16 protein-coding genes are annotated in these 13,260 nt (G+C 70.0%); 5 read left to right on the forward strand and 11 right to left on the reverse strand.

What is annotated here, in order from left to right; all coding sequences use genetic code 11:
* The first annotated feature begins 24 nt into the window (after positions 1-24).
* Both ACU6XJ_RS07025 and mscL read left to right on the forward strand, forming a co-directional pair.
* Complete coding sequence (locus tag ACU6XJ_RS07025) at positions 25-717, forward strand: SAF domain-containing protein (protein WP_476307828.1); 693 nt, start codon at positions 25-27, stop codon at positions 715-717.
* Between the two features lie 50 nt (positions 718-767).
* Positions 768-1,151: a large conductance mechanosensitive channel protein MscL gene (mscL, locus tag ACU6XJ_RS07030; protein WP_476307831.1), complete on the forward strand. Its 384-nt coding sequence runs from the start codon at positions 768-770 to the stop codon at positions 1,149-1,151.
* A gap of 70 nt (positions 1,152-1,221) precedes the next feature.
* Here the strand turns inward: mscL and ACU6XJ_RS07035 are convergent, their stop codons facing one another.
* Positions 1,222-1,425, reverse strand: a complete 204-nt coding sequence (locus ACU6XJ_RS07035; RefSeq protein ID WP_476307834.1) for a hypothetical protein — start codon at positions 1,423-1,425, stop codon at positions 1,222-1,224.
* Between the two features lie 113 nt (positions 1,426-1,538).
* On the opposite strand from ACU6XJ_RS07035, the gene ACU6XJ_RS07040 reads away from it, so the two are divergent.
* A complete protein-coding gene (locus ACU6XJ_RS07040) occupies positions 1,539-1,772 on the forward strand; it encodes an antitoxin (protein WP_476307837.1) in 234 nt (77 codons plus the stop codon).
* Positions 1,773-1,824: 52 nt separating this feature from the next.
* On the opposite strand, the gene ACU6XJ_RS07045 is transcribed toward ACU6XJ_RS07040, so the two are convergent.
* Positions 1,825-2,325, reverse strand: coding sequence for a MogA/MoaB family molybdenum cofactor biosynthesis protein (locus ACU6XJ_RS07045; RefSeq protein ID WP_476307840.1), 501 nt, complete (start codon positions 2,323-2,325; stop codon positions 1,825-1,827).
* 131 nt (positions 2,326-2,456) lie between these two features.
* Here ACU6XJ_RS07045 and ACU6XJ_RS07050 point away from each other — a divergent pair, with 131 nt between their 5' ends.
* The gene (locus ACU6XJ_RS07050) at positions 2,457-2,675 is read left to right on the forward strand and encodes a hypervirulence associated TUDOR domain-containing protein (RefSeq protein WP_476307843.1); all 219 of its coding nucleotides are present in this window, start codon (positions 2,457-2,459) and stop codon (positions 2,673-2,675) included.
* Positions 2,672-2,998, forward strand: coding sequence for a DUF3140 domain-containing protein (locus tag ACU6XJ_RS07055; protein ID WP_476307846.1), 327 nt, complete (start codon positions 2,672-2,674; stop codon positions 2,996-2,998). Before ACU6XJ_RS07050 ends, ACU6XJ_RS07055 begins: the two co-directional genes overlap by 4 nt.
* Before the next feature lie 569 nt (positions 2,999-3,567).
* Here the strand turns inward: ACU6XJ_RS07055 and ACU6XJ_RS07060 are convergent.
* The 9 genes from ACU6XJ_RS07060 to ACU6XJ_RS07100 all read right to left on the reverse strand — a co-directional run bounded on the left by ACU6XJ_RS07060 (position 3,568) and on the right by ACU6XJ_RS07100 (position 13,230).
* Positions 3,568-4,590: a sensor histidine kinase gene (locus ACU6XJ_RS07060; protein WP_476307849.1), complete on the reverse strand. Its 1,023-nt coding sequence runs from the start codon at positions 4,588-4,590 to the stop codon at positions 3,568-3,570.
* Positions 4,587-5,279, reverse strand: coding sequence for a response regulator transcription factor (locus ACU6XJ_RS07065; protein WP_476307851.1), 693 nt, complete (start codon positions 5,277-5,279; stop codon positions 4,587-4,589). Before ACU6XJ_RS07065 ends, ACU6XJ_RS07060 begins: the two co-directional genes overlap by 4 nt.
* Before the next feature lie 452 nt (positions 5,280-5,731).
* Complete coding sequence (locus tag ACU6XJ_RS07070) at positions 5,732-7,111, reverse strand: S1C family serine protease (RefSeq protein WP_476307853.1); 1,380 nt, start codon at positions 7,109-7,111, stop codon at positions 5,732-5,734.
* Positions 7,112-7,177: 66 nt separating this feature from the next.
* On the reverse strand, positions 7,178-8,266 hold the full coding sequence (gene galT / locus ACU6XJ_RS07075) for a galactose-1-phosphate uridylyltransferase (protein ID WP_476307855.1): 1,089 nt from the start codon (positions 8,264-8,266) through the stop codon (positions 7,178-7,180).
* A gap of 14 nt (positions 8,267-8,280) precedes the next feature.
* A complete protein-coding gene (locus tag ACU6XJ_RS07080) occupies positions 8,281-9,684 on the reverse strand; it encodes a HAMP domain-containing sensor histidine kinase (RefSeq protein ID WP_476307856.1) in 1,404 nt (467 codons plus the stop codon).
* On the reverse strand, positions 9,685-10,374 hold the full coding sequence (locus tag ACU6XJ_RS07085) for a response regulator transcription factor (protein WP_476307858.1): 690 nt from the start codon (positions 10,372-10,374) through the stop codon (positions 9,685-9,687).
* Between the two features lie 69 nt (positions 10,375-10,443).
* Positions 10,444-11,049 carry a trimeric intracellular cation channel family protein gene (locus ACU6XJ_RS07090; RefSeq protein WP_476307860.1) on the reverse strand — a complete coding sequence of 202 codons (606 nt, stop codon included), beginning with the start codon at positions 11,047-11,049 and terminating at the stop codon, positions 10,444-10,446.
* A gap of 86 nt (positions 11,050-11,135) precedes the next feature.
* Positions 11,136-12,281, reverse strand: a complete 1,146-nt coding sequence (locus ACU6XJ_RS07095) for a GNAT family N-acetyltransferase (protein WP_476307861.1) — start codon at positions 12,279-12,281, stop codon at positions 11,136-11,138.
* A gap of 82 nt (positions 12,282-12,363) precedes the next feature.
* The gene (locus ACU6XJ_RS07100; protein WP_476307863.1) at positions 12,364-13,230 is read right to left on the reverse strand and encodes a 3-hydroxyacyl-CoA dehydrogenase family protein; all 867 of its coding nucleotides are present in this window, start codon (positions 13,228-13,230) and stop codon (positions 12,364-12,366) included.
* Positions 13,231-13,260 lie beyond the last annotated feature (30 nt).

Genomic DNA, 13,260 nt, shown 5'->3' on the forward strand with positions numbered 1-13,260 from the left:
TCGCCTTGCGGCCTAGCGTCGACCTTGATCGCTCCGCATCCCGCGGAGCCGGGCGAGGTGGAGGCGGCAGTGGCGGAGGGCATCTCTCCCCTGGTTCGGGACAGGCTGAGCCGGGTCATCCGCGGTCCTGGCTGGAAACGCGTGATCTTGTTGCGGCGGTTGGTCGCGGTCGCGTTGGCGCTGCTGGCCGCGGCCCTGACGCTGTGGCCTTCCGCCGAGGCGGCTCGGGAGCCGGTGGTCGTGGCGGCCAGGGACATCCCGGCGGGAACCGGGCTGCGCGGCGAGGACGTCCTGGTGCGGTCACTCCCGGCGGAGGCAGTGCCCCGCGGAGCACTGCGCTCGGTGACCGATGTGGACAATCGGGTGTTGGCGGGCGCCGCCCGAGAGGGTGAGCCTTTGACCGACGTCCGGCTTGCGGACGCGGCGCTGTCCACAGTGTCCGATCGTGGTGTCGGCTTGGTGAACGTTCCGTTGCGACTGTCCGATCCGGACATCGGGGAGTTGCTGTACCCGGGGCGCCGGGTGCAGGTGATCACCGCTCAGGTCAACGGGGACAACGGTTCTCCGCTGGTCGCCGATGCCACGGTCGTGACGGTGCGGCCGGTCGGCGCGGGCGCCGAGCGCGGCAGGCTGGTTGTGGTGGCGTTATCCAGGGAGAAAGCCGCACGGGTGGCGGCGGTTGCATTGACGCAACCGTTCACCGTTACCCTCCGCTGAGAATTCGATCCACCATGCGGCCGTAGCCGCTAGCCCAATGAGGGGTAAGCATGCTCAAGGGATTCCGCGACTTCCTCTTCCGCGGCAACATCGTCGACCTCGCGGTCGCGGTGGTCATCGGCACCGCGTTCACCGCCGTGGTGACCGCGTTCGGCAACGCGTTCATCCAGCCGCTGGTCAAGACGCTCACCGGCGGCGAGGTCGGCGGCGAGTTCAAGGTCCTCGGCGTCGCCTTCCCGTATGGGCAGTTCATCACCGCCGTGATCAACTTCCTGATCATCGCCGCGATCGTGTACTTCCTGGTGATCGTCCCGATGAGCAAGCTGCTGGAGCGCTTCGTCAAGAAGGAGGAGGCCGCGCCGTCCGGTCCCAGCGAGGTCGAGTTGCTGACCGAGATCCGCGACCTGCTGCGCGAGCAGAACACCAAGGTCTGACAGGCACCCGGGGCTCACCGAGCCGGTCTGGATGCGCGGGCCTCGCGGACCGGCTTCGGGCAGGGTGGGCTCAGGGGCCGCCGTGATGCGGCGGCCGGTTCTCCCGGTACCACCGTTCCTGATCGACAGCCTTTCCAGGGCGCTGGCGGTCATCGGAGGTGGTGTCCGGGAGAACCTCGCCGAAGGTTTCGGCCAGCAGGCGGCGCCTGCGCGCCTCGGCGCGCCGCTTCTCCTCGATGCCCGCCTCGCTGTCGCCCGGCTCTTCGTCGCTCATGCCCACCATCGTCCTCTCCAAGATTGCGCAAGCCTCCGATCGGGTATCCATCGGGCGGATACGCCCGGTTTCACCCAACCCCGTGAAATCGGCAGACGAGAGGCAGGCAGACGATGAGCAGCTTCTTGGACACGGCCAAGGGACTCGTTGACCAGGCCAAGAAGAGGGCAACGCCCCTTGCCGAAAAGGTGGCGCCGTTCGCCGAGAAGGCAGGCGACCTGGCGGCCAAGGGCATCGACGTGGCCGCGACCGGAGTCGACAAGGCCACCGGCGGCAAGTTCCACGACCGGATCGAGAGCGTGAGCTCGAAGGTGGAGGGCGTCCTCAGCTCGGACAAGAGGAAGTGACCTGAGGTTCAGCGACCGGAACTCTGCGGAGTGCCGGTCGCTGAACGCTGTCTCAGGCCTCTTCGAGGCCGGAAAGCTGCTCGATGATGTGCCCGACCAGCGGGCCAAGGGTGGCCATGCCGTCGCGCACCGCGGAGCGGGACGAGGACAGGTTCACCACCAGCGTGCTGCCCGAGACACCCGCGACCCCGCGGGAGATGCCCGCGTCCACCGCGCCCGCGGCGAGACCGGAGGCCCGCAGGGCCTCGGCGATGCCCGGCACGGGTCGATCCAGCACCCCGACGGTGGCGTCGGGCGTGCAGTCCCGCGGCGAGACGCCGGTGCCGCCGACCGTCACGACAAGGTCGACCCCGCCGATGACGGCGGTGTTGAGCGCGCTGCGGATCTCCACGATCTCGCCTGCGACGGCGACCGTGCCGTCCACGATGAAGCCTGCTTCCTCCAGCAACTCGGTCACCAGTGGACCGGTGCCGTCCTCATGTTCACCCTGCGCCACTCGGTCGTCGACGATGACCACCAGGGCGCGTCCGAGGCGCTGCGCGCTGCGTTCCATACCGATCACCGTAGCCAAAGACACCGACACTTGGCTTACCTGGCGGGCCCTGCTCAGCAAGTTTTCAGGCTGCGGCCCGTCGTGCGCCGTGCGGCCATCCGGGTGACCCTGGATCGCGGAGGTGAGCGAAAGTGTCCGATAAGGAGCTTCGCCGCGGCGACAAGGTGAGTTGGTCCAGTCACGGCCAGGATGTGCCGGGCAAGGTGGAGAAGAAGATCACGGAGGATACCGAGGATTCGGGGCGGACGGTGCGGGCCGATAAGGACAACCCGCAGTACCGGGTCCGCAGCGACAAGTCGGGCCGCACCGCCGTACACAAGCCGGAGTCGCTGCACCGGAGGGACTCGTGACCGACGAGGACCAGGTACGCCGCGACTTCGGAGAGGCCGTGAACCTGACCGCCCGCGAGTTGGCGGATTGGCTGGACACCGAGGAGTCGAAGTCCGTAGGCGACACCGACGGTGCTGCCGAGTCGACCGGCCACCGTTCCGGTCGCCGAATCGTGGAGATCCTCCACAAGAAGCGCGACGACCTCAGCGCCTCCGACTACGACCACATGCGCAAGGTCGTCGGCTACGTGCACCGACACCTCGCCCAACGGCCCGACGGCGACATCACCGCAACAAAGTGGCGCTACTCCCTCATGAACTGGGGCCACGACCCCAAAAAGTAACGCCCCCACCAAAATCCAACGCTCTGACCTGCACCAACATAGCCCCCGCCCGCCCGGGGGGCGACCCCTCGGTCAGCCTATCGACCATCCCGTCCGGCGAAAAACGGATTGGTCGTGCCTGTGGATAACCGCCGAGGGTGTGGATAACACGCTGGGAAAGTTGTGCGTGTGGCGTGCTGGTTTTGACAGTGGGTGGTAGAGGCGGGCCATGCCGAAAGGATGGTGGACCGTCCGGATGTGACCCGGACGCGGGGCGCGATCGCGCGGGCACGAGGGCACGAGGGCGCGATCGCGGGCATGAGGGCGCGAAGGCGCGAGAGCGAGGGCAGGAGGGTGCAAGTGCGCAAGAGCGCAGGGCGAGGCGAGGGGCGCGAAGGCGAGGGCCAGGGCGAGAGAGAGAGAGAAGGGCCTGCAGGCGCGCGGACGCCAGAGCGCGCTGGCACGAGGGCGCGAGAGCGAAGTACGCAAGGCGCACGGACAAGACGGCGTAAGGGTGCGATCGGGAGAGGCGCCGAGTTGGGTGGTACCGCAATCACGAGCTTGGGTTGCGCTGAGATGGGCGAGTGGGGTTAGTCCGCGGCTAGGGGGAGGCGGACTTCGAAGCGGCAGCCGGGGCCGTGGTTGGTGGCGGTGAGGCGGCCGCGGTGGGCTTCGACCAGGCCCTTGGCGATGGCCAGGCCGAGGCCTGCGCCTGCTGGTTGGGTGTCGGGGGCGGTGGGGGTGCGGGACGGGGTGCCGCGGTAGGCGACCTCGAAGACTCGGGGTAGGTCGTGGTCGGGGATGCCGCCGCAGGCGTCGTCGACGGCGAGCCAGGCTTCGGAGCCGTCGGTGCCCGCGTGGACGACAACGGCGCCGTCGGGCGGTGTGTGGCGGATGGCGTTGGAGAGCAGGTTGCGGACCACTCGGGCCAGTTCGGTGTCGCTGCCCAGCACCAGGGGCCAGTCGGTGGAGCGGGTGGACAGGTGGACGCCCTTCGTGCGGGCCACCGGGCCCTGGGCGGCGACGGCGTCGCTGACCAGTTCGCCCAGGGCCACCTCGTGGAGGTGGAGTTGGAGGGCGCCCGCGGTGATGCGGGACAGCTCGAAGAGGTCGTCGACCATGGCGGACAGGCGTTCGGTCTCGTGGCGGATGCGGGCCGCGTAGAGGCACACCTCGTCGGGGGTGGACACCACGCCGTCGGCCAAGGCCTCGGACATGGCGCGGATGCCTGCCAGCGGGGTGCGCAGGTCGTGGCTGATCCAGGCGACCAGCTCGCGGCGGGAGGCTTCGGCGGCGCGTTCGCGTTCTCGGGCGTCGCGTTCCCAGACGCTGCGGCGGCCGAGGGCTCTGCCCAGTAGTACCGCGATGGGCACGGTCACGGCCGCGACCACGCCGCTGACCAGTAGGACGGTGCGGAGCATGGGGCTGAACATGAAGCCGCTGATGCCGATCACCGCGACCTCGGTGGCCACCAGCGGGATGAGCACCACCACCGTCATCGCGGTGGTCAGTGACGATCGGCGCAAACGGTAGAGCAGGAGGGCGCCGACCAGGGCGATCGGGAGGGTGAAGCCGATCGCATAGGGGGCGATGTGGACCAGGTCGGTGATCACGCGGGGTCCCAGCGGTAGCCGACGCCCCAGACGGTGGCGATGCGGACGGGGCGGGCGGGCTGGTCCTCGATCTTCTCGCGCAGGCGTCGCACGTGGACGGTCACTGTGGACTGGTCGCCGAAGTCCCAGCCCCACACCTTGGTGAGGAGTTCCTCGCGGCCGAAGGCGACGCCGGGGTGGCGCATCAGGAAGGCCAGGAGGTCGAATTCGCGACTGGTGAGTGAGAGTTCCGCGCCGCGCAGCAGCGCTCGGCGGGCGGCGAGGTCGATGCGGAGTTCGCCGTCGGTGACCTCCATGCCCACCGGGTCGGCGGGGGCGGAACGGGAGCGACGGAGCACCGAGGAGACCCGCAGGGCCAATTCGCGGGGGCTGAAGGGCTTGGTCACGTAGTCGTCGGCGCCGTGCTCGAGGCCGGCTATGCGGTTTTGCTCCTCCCCCAACGCGGTGAGCATCACCACCGGGACCTCGCTGTACTGCCGCAGCCTGCGACACACCTCGAGGCCGTCGATGCCGGGCAGCATCAGGTCCAGCACCACGATGTCGGGCTGGTGCTCGCCGAACAGGCGCAGCGCCGTCTCGCCGTCACCGGCGACGCGCACTTGGTGGCCTGCCAGTTCCAGGTACCGCTGCACCACATCGCGCACCGTCAGGTCGTCGTCGACGACCAGCACCTCGCCTGGAGTGTCCACAGGGGAAACGGTAGCGGCGGGGGCGCGGTGGGGCCGGGTTCCGGGATGAATTGTCAGAGACCGGTAATTGTTCGCTGTGCGTACAGCTGTGATGGAGGGCGGCGCCAAGCGTGATCGAGTTATGGCTGGTCACAGCTATGGCAGCAGAAGTTCAAGATTTTTTTGACCGGCGGGCGTCATGAACGTGATCGCCGCGACTTCCCCGAGTAGACCAACTGGCAGGTGGGAGTTGCGCGGACTGGAGCTGAGTCATCGCCCGTTCGCTCGACTTTCAAGTGCGAGGTGGACTTCTCCGGGGTCCCTGCTCCCCTGAGAAGTCCACCTCGCGGGGTCTGGTGTGCCAGCGACCAGAGCACGCCGTCCCACATACAGTGGAACTCATTCCCGACTGGTGTGGGTCGCCGGTTGCTAACGATTCGGTCGTCGTTCCAGAACTCCGCGGTATTCGCCGGTCAGCGGCCGGTTCCCATGACCTCGCTGCCCAGTGTCGCCTCGACGGTGCGTTCGCTGCCGCCCGAGGAGACCAGCAGCTTCACCTTGTCGCCGGGCTTGTGTGAGCGGACCGCGGCGACCAGCGCGTCGAGGCCGTCGATACGGCGGTCGTCGATCTGCAGCACCACGTCGCCTGCCTTGAGGCCCGCCGCCTCCGCCGGTCCGCCTGCCACCGCGCCCGCGATCAACGCGCCGGTCGGGTCGCCGTCTTTCACCGTCACACCGAGGATCGCCTGGGTGGCTTGGCCGTTGTCCTGGAGCTCCTTGGCGATGCGGCGGGCCTGGTCCATCGGGATGGCGAAGCCGAGGCCGACGGAACCGGCTTGGGATTCGCCGCCGCCGCGGGGGCTGTAGATCGCGGAGTTGATGCCGACCACCTGGCCGCGCATGTTCATCAGCGGGCCGCCGGAGTTGCCGGGGTTGATCGCGGCGTCGGTCTGGATGGCGTCCAGCACGGTGGTTTCGGAGCCCTCGTCGCCGCCCGCGCGGACGGGGCGGTTCAGGGCGCTGACGATGCCGCTGGTGACGGTGCCCGCCAACCGGAACGGTGAACCGATGGCCACCACCTGCTCGCCGACGGCCAGCTCGGCGGAGTTGCCGAGCTCGGCGGACTTGAGGTCGCGGACGCCGTTGGCTTTCACCACCGCCAGGTCGGATTGCGGGGCGCGGCCGACGATCTGCACGGGCGCCCTGGTGCCGTCGCGGAAGACCGCGACGATCTCGCCGCCCTGCGCCGCGGCCTCGATCACGTGGTTGTTGGTGAGGATCAGGCCGTCGGCGCTGATGATCACGCCTGAGCCCGCGCCCGCCGACTGGCGGCCCGCCACCTGGAGTTGGACGACGCTGGGCAGCACCTTCTGCGCCACCTCCTGCACCGATCCGGGCGGTGCGTCGGCGGCGGTCTTGGCGGGCGGCACCGTGTCCAGGGCGTTGGGGCCGCCGACGCTGGTGGTCGCGGACTGGCCTGCGACGTAGCCCGCGATGCCGCCGCCGACACCGCCGCCGAGCAGCGCCAGCACCGCTACACCGGCGACCAGGCCCGCGCGGAGGCCGGGCCTTGGCGCGGTGGTCGGGGTCGGGGAACCGTAGCCGCCGGGCTGCTGCCAGGCCTGGCTGCCGTAGGCGGGGGTGTACCCGCCGGGGTATTGGTTGGGCGGCGGGGGCTGCCAGGGGTTGCCGCGGTAGGGGTTGGTCGCATCCTCGGATGACGCGGCGGGCTGCGCGTCCAAGGGCCCCGTCGCTGCCGACGGCTGGCCCGTGGCAGGGGTCTGCGGGGAGTGATCCTGCGGCGCACCGGTCGCCGGCTGCTCGCCGGGCGTGGACGGGGTCTTGTCGGTCATGGCCCTACTCTGCGATCTGGAGCTGAGAACAGGCTGAACTCCGAATGTGCATTCGCCATGAGCTGTTCACAGTTGCCGCAGCCGCTCGGCGACCTGTTCCGGCGTCACATCGCCGATCCACACACCCATACCGGATTCCGTGCCTGCGAGGTACTTGAGTTTGTCCACCGTACGCAGAATGGAGAAGACCTGCAGGTGAAGCCAGGAAAGATCACGTCCGGTTGATACCGGGGCCTGGTGCCAGGCGGCGATATAGGGCAGCGGACGGTCGTACATCCGGTCGAACCTGCGCAGCAGGTCGAGGTAGAGCACCGCGAAGTCGTCGCGCTCCTCGTCGCTCAGCGCGGGGATGTCGGGCACCTTGCGGTGCGGCACCAGCAGCACCTCGACCGGCCAGCGGGCCGCGGGTGGCACCAGGGCGGTCCAGTGCGCGCTGGTGGCGACCACCCGCTGGTCGGCTTTGTGCTCGGCTTCCAGCAGGTCGCCCATCAGGTCGCTGCCGTGTGCTTCGCGGTACTCGGCGGCGCGGGCCAGCATCTTCTCGGTGCGCGGGGTGAGGAACGGGAACGCGTAGATCTGACCGTGCGGGTGGTGCAGGGTGACCCCGATTTCCTCGCCGCGGTTCTCGAAGCAGTACACCTGCTCCACTCCCGGTTCGGCGCCGAGCCGCAGGGTGCGGTCTGCCCAGGCCTCCACGACGGTGCGGACCCGGCGCGGGCTGAGGGTGCCGAACGCCGCGTCGTGGTCCTTGGTGAAGCACACGACCTCACAGCGACCCAGCGCGGGCCGCACCGGGACCATCGGTAGTCCATCCACTGTGGACTCCTCGACGGGAGCGCCCGCGGTGAAGGACGGGAAGCGGTTCTCGAACACCGCGACGTGGTAATCGGGCGCCGGGATCTCGGTGGGGCTGCCCGGCTTGCTGGGGCACAGCGGGCACTCGTTCGCGGGCGGCTTGTAGGTCCTGGTCTGGCGGAACGCCACCATCGGCACCCACTCGCCGGTGAACGGGTCGCGACGCAGTTCGGCGGGCGCGGGGCGCGGGTCCAACGGCCGGGGGTCGACGGCCTCGCGGGACGGCGCGGTCTCGTCATCGTCGAAGTACACGATCTCGCGGCCGTCGGCCAGCCGTGCGGAGGTGCGGCGAACGGTCATTGCCTACCCTCGGGTCAGCCCGGCCGCCCGGGCAGCCGGAGTGTGAGCAGCGCACCGCCTTCAGGTGCGCGACCAGCGTAAGCAATGCCCCCGTGGCGCTCGGCGACCTGTCGCACGATCGCCAGGCCGAGCCCCGATCCGGGCAGTGTTCTGGCCTCGGTCGACCGGTAGAACCGCTCGAACACATGGGGCAGGTCGGCGTCGGCGATGCCGGGTCCGGCGTCGGCGACCTGCAACTCGATGTGGCCGTCGCCGGTGGCGGCCATGGTGAGGCGGACCGTGCCGTTTGGCGGGCTCCACTTGGCGGCGTTGTCCAGCAGGTTCAGCACTGCGCGTTCCAGAGCGTTGGAATCGCCGAGCAGCGACCACGGTTCCAGGCGGACGTCGAACTCGATGCCGGTGGCGCGGCGGCGGGCGCGGTCCAGGGACCGCTCCACCACCTCGACCATCTCCACCGGCTCGTGGATGACCTGGGGGGCGTCCTCGCGGGCCAGTTCCACCAGGTCTCCGACCAGAGTGGACAGTTCGGAGATTTGCGCGCGCACGTCGTCGTAGATCTCTTGCTCGTCCTGTTTGGACAGCGTGGGGGCGCCGGGCTGGCCGGAGGCGACGAGCAGGTCCAGGTTGGTGCGCAGCGAGGTCAGCGGGGTGCGCAGTTCGTGGCCCGCGTCGGCGACGAGCCTGCGCTGGCGTTCCATGGACTCGGTCAGCGCGGCGAGCATGGTGTTGAAGCTCTCGGTGAGCCTGGCCAACTCGTCGTCGCCGGACACCGGGATCGGCCTCAGGTCACCGGTTCTGGCGACGCGTTCGGTGGCGGCGGTGAGCCGCTGCACCGGTCTGAGGCCTCCGCTGGCCACCGCCGTTCCCGCTGCGGCGGCGAGCACGATGCCCGCACCGCCCACGACGATGAGCACCACGCTCAACTTGGCCAGGGTGGCCTTGGTCGGTCCGAGCGGCTCGGCGACCACCAGTGCGAGGTCGTGGCCGTAGGGGACGGCGATCACCCGAAAGTCCTTCACGGTGCGCAGCGTGTGCGATTTGTCCCCGGCCGCGACGGCCTTCTCCTCGTCGCCCATCGGCGGCGGCTCGTCCCCGCCGTAGGTGTTGCGGCCGTCGGCGCGCATCAGCGCGATCCGTACGTCCGCGGCCGTCAGCAGCGCCGCGGGCAGGCGGTTGAAGTCGTCGACCTTGAACACCGGGCCTTGCACCGCCTGGTTTGCCCGGCGCGTGAGGTTTTCGTCGACCTCGTCGTACAGGCTGGTGCGCACGGTGATGAACGCGCCGAGCGAGACGAGCGCGACGGCGCCGCCGACGCAGAACGCGGCGAGCAGCGTGACCCTGGCCCGGAGGGAGAAACGCTGGGTCAGGTTTTCCTGGTGGCGTTCGGCCACCTCGTCGTGGAACGGACTGATGCGCACCTACGAGCCCTCACGAAGTACGTAGCCCACGCCGCGGACGGTGTGGATCAGTCGGGTCTCACCCTCGCCTTCGGTTTTGCGGCGGAGGTAGCCGATGTAGACCTCCAGCGCGTTGCCCGAGGTGGGGAAGTCGTAGCCCCAGACCTCCTCGAGAATGCGGCTGCGGGTGAGCACCTGCTTGGGGTGTGTGATCAGCAACTCGAGCAGCGCGAACTCGGTTCTGGTGAGGCTGATCAGCCTGCCGTTGCGGTGGACCTCGCGGGTGCCGGGGTCCAGTTCGAGGTCGGAGTAGCGCAGTGGTTCGGGGGCGGAGGGGTCGTCGGCGCCGTTGCTGGAGCGACGCAGCAGTGCGCGCAGCCGGGCCAGCAGTTCCTCCAGGGCGAACGGCTTGGGCAGGTAGTCGTCGGCGCCCGCGTCCAGCCCGGCGACCCGGTCGGATACCGCCTCGCGGGCGGTCAGCACGAGAATCGGCAGGTCATCGCCGGTGCTGCGCAGCCTGCGGCACACCTCGAGGCCGTCGAGGCGAGGCATCATCACATCCAGCACCATCGCGTCCGGTCGGCTGCCCGCGACGGCGTCCAAGGCCTGCAGGCCGTCCCCGGCCAGTTCCACCTGGTAGCCGTTGAACTGGAGGGAACGACGCAGTGACTCCCGGACCGCCCGGTCGTCGTCGACGACGAGAATGCGCATGTCCGTCAGTCTTACTCGCTCTCCTGAGAAGCGCCTGAGAAGCCGCCGTGGTGTTTCGCCTGGTAGGGGTCAGACGCCGCGGGCGATCGGTGCGTTCCACCGCCGCCACATGGACAGCAGTCGGAGACCGCACACCACGGCGGCCCCGGCAACGGCGACCGGGCCCGCGGGCAGGTCCAGCCGGTCCCCCACCGCCACCAGCACGGCGCCTGCCAGTGCCGCGAGGGCGTATATCTCCTTGCGGAGCACCACCGGGATCTGGCGCAGCAGGACGTCGCGCACCGCGCCGCCGCCGATGCCGGTGGTCATCCCGATCAGGCACGCCGTGTACGCGGGCACGCCGGCGTGCAGCGCGGTGGTGGTGCCCGCTGTGACGAACAGGCCGAGGCCGATGGCGTCGGCGACCAGCACCGATCGGCGCAGCTTGGACAGCTGGGGGTGGAAGTAGAACGCCGCCAGCCCGACGCCGGCGGGCACCAACAGGTACCGCCAGTCCCGCAGGGTGGCGGGCGGCGAGACGTCCAGCAGCAGGTCGCGGAGGATGCCGCCGCCCAGCGCGGTGGTCATGCCCAGCACGACGACGCCGAAGACGTCCAACCGCGCCCGCACGGCGGCCAGCGCCCCGGAGGCGGCGAAGGCCGCGGTGCCGATCATCTCCACGACAAGCAACAACACGCCGCACAGCCTAAGCGCCTACCGCCACCCGTTCGGCGGAACGAGTGCGGCGCGGGATCGGACCCGCGCCGCACTCGGTCGGCACATCAGAAGAAGTCGGCCATTCGTGGACGGGTGGCGGCGGCGGTGAGGGCGTCGAGCAGAGCGTCGGTCGAGGTGTCGCCCGTGATCAGGCCCGCCCGGCGGAGCGCGGTGACGCTCGCGGCGCCCGAGAACCAGGGGCCAAGGGCGCGGGCGTGGATGCGGACCGCGCCAGTGCCGCCGGGTTCGGTGCGCACGGTGCCGTCGGCGATGACCAGCCGGTGGTTGCCCGCGTGCCAAGGGGCCTGCTCGTCGACGACCTCCACGTCGACGGCCGTGTCCCGGAGTTCGGCCGCGGCGGGCCAGCCGCGGGCGGCGACGGCGGCGGGCAGGTCGATGACGCGGAGGAACCAGGGTTCGCTCTCCAGGGTGCCGTTGAGCGCGAGGTCGCCGAGCAGGCCGAGCGCGCCCTCGTCGGTGATGCGCAGCCGGACCGTGGTCAGCACGGTGTCCCAGGAGGCGATCTGCCGGAACATGGCGGCGGCCAGGTCGGGGTTGTCGGCGACGAGGTCGTAGACGGTCAGCTTGTTCTCGTCGTGGTCGACATCGGCCAGCAGGTAGCCGCCGCTGCCGATCAACGCGAGATTGGAGTCCAGTATCTGGTTCAGGTCGAACTGCGGGGTGCACCGGTCCAGGAAACCGTTCACGCCCGCGGCCAGGTCCAGGTAGTTCTTCTGCACCTCCGCGAGGTCGGCCTCGCGCACGCGGCGCAGCGGGGCCGAGGCGCGCACCCGCTCGAAGTGGCCCATCGGCGCCTCCAGCCACTCCAGAAGTCCGCCGCGCTCCCAACCCCAGCGGCGGTACAGGCCGGGTACCGAGGGGTAGAGGGTGCTGATCGGGAAGCCCAGTTCGTGCAGGCTGGGGATGATCGTGCCGAGCAGGCCGTCCCCGACGCCGCGGCCGCGGGCGTGCGCGGCGACGCTGACCGCGGCGATGCCGCCCATGGGCACCGCGCGGCCGCCGAAGAACTGCCGGTAGGGGCGAATCCTGGCGAAGCCGATCAGGTCGCCGTCCTCCTCGGCGACCAGCCCGGTCCAACTGGTGTCGCCGCCCCAGGTGGAGTCGTAGTCGGTGGAGCCGCCGAAGGTCAGTGCGCGCAGCCGCCAGGCGACCGGACCGTCTTCCTCGCGATAACGCCGGATGTGCAGCATGGGGCCGACCCTACGAAGTCCCGCCGCCTTCGGCAGTCCATTTATTGGCACCGCACGTCGGCGGTTCTCCGGCAGGCGCGATCTATGACGCCGCGCCGCCCTCGGGGCTCCAATCGAAGAAGCCCTGCCCGGTTTTGCGGCCCAGTTCGCCGCGTTCGACCTTGTCGCGCAGCAGCTTCGGCGGCTCGAAGCGGGGGCCCAGTTCGCGGGCGAGGTGCTCGGCGATGGCCAGCCGCACGTCCAGGCCGACCAGGTCGGTGAGCCGTAACGGGCCCATCGGCCAGCGGTAGCCCAGCCGCATACCGGTGTCGATGTCCTCGGGCGAGGCCACGTTCTCCTCGACCATCCGGATCGCCTCGAGGCCGACCGCGACGCCCAGTCGGGAGGTGGCGAACCCGGGGGCGTCGCGGACCTCGATCACCGTCTTGCCCAGCGCCGCCGACCATTCTCGGACCCGGTCCACGGTGTTCCTGGCGACACCGTCGTGGTGCACAAGCTCGACGAGTTCCTGGACGGGCACGGGGTTGAAGAAGTGCATGCCGAGCACCCGCTCACCGGGCAGTCCGTCGGCGATCGCCGTGATGGACAGCGAGGAGGTGTTGGACGCCAGCACCGCCCGGGCGCAGGCCCGCGCGGCGGTGGTCAACACGCCTCGCTTGAGCTCGGTGTTCTCCGGCACCGACTCGATCACCAGATCCGCACCCGGTGGCAGCGACGCGACGTCGTCCACAGTGGACAACCGGGCCAGCAGTTCCTCGGGAGAGCCGTCCAGTTTGCCCTTAGCGGCCGCCTTGGCCAGCGAGGCCGCCACCGCGTCGCGGGCGGCGGCGGCCCGGTCGGCGGAGACCTCGGCCAGTGTCACCCTGCTCCCGGCGGCCAGCAGCACGTGGACGATGCCCGCGCCCATCGTGCCGCCGCCGATCACGCCAACAGTCGTGGGCACGCCCATGTGACACTCCAGTCCGTCGGAACGCCCGAA

The organism is Actinorectispora metalli (genome assembly GCF_056323685.1).

Excerpts from the sequence above, each read along its gene's own strand:
- galT (WP_476307855.1), bottom strand. The coding sequence starts at position 8,266 with ATGACCGTTCGCCGCACCTCCGCACGGCTGGCCGACGGCCGCGAGATC.
- ACU6XJ_RS07040 (WP_476307837.1), top strand. The coding sequence starts at position 1,539 with ATGAGCAGCTTCTTGGACACGGCCAAGGGACTCGTTGACCAGGCCAAG.
- mscL (WP_476307831.1), top strand. The coding sequence starts at position 768 with ATGCTCAAGGGATTCCGCGACTTCCTCTTCCGCGGCAACATCGTCGAC.
- ACU6XJ_RS07070 (WP_476307853.1), bottom strand. The coding sequence starts at position 7,111 with ATGACCGACAAGACCCCGTCCACGCCCGGCGAGCAGCCGGCGACCGGT.
- ACU6XJ_RS07085 (WP_476307858.1), bottom strand. The coding sequence starts at position 10,374 with ATGCGCATTCTCGTCGTCGACGACGACCGGGCGGTCCGGGAGTCACTG.
- ACU6XJ_RS07035 (WP_476307834.1), bottom strand. The coding sequence starts at position 1,425 with ATGAGCGACGAAGAGCCGGGCGACAGCGAGGCGGGCATCGAGGAGAAG.
- ACU6XJ_RS07100 (WP_476307863.1), bottom strand. The coding sequence starts at position 13,230 with ATGGGCGTGCCCACGACTGTTGGCGTGATCGGCGGCGGCACGATGGGC.
- ACU6XJ_RS07045 (WP_476307840.1), bottom strand. The coding sequence starts at position 2,325 with ATGGAACGCAGCGCGCAGCGCCTCGGACGCGCCCTGGTGGTCATCGTC.
- ACU6XJ_RS07095 (WP_476307861.1), bottom strand. The coding sequence starts at position 12,281 with ATGCTGCACATCCGGCGTTATCGCGAGGAAGACGGTCCGGTCGCCTGG.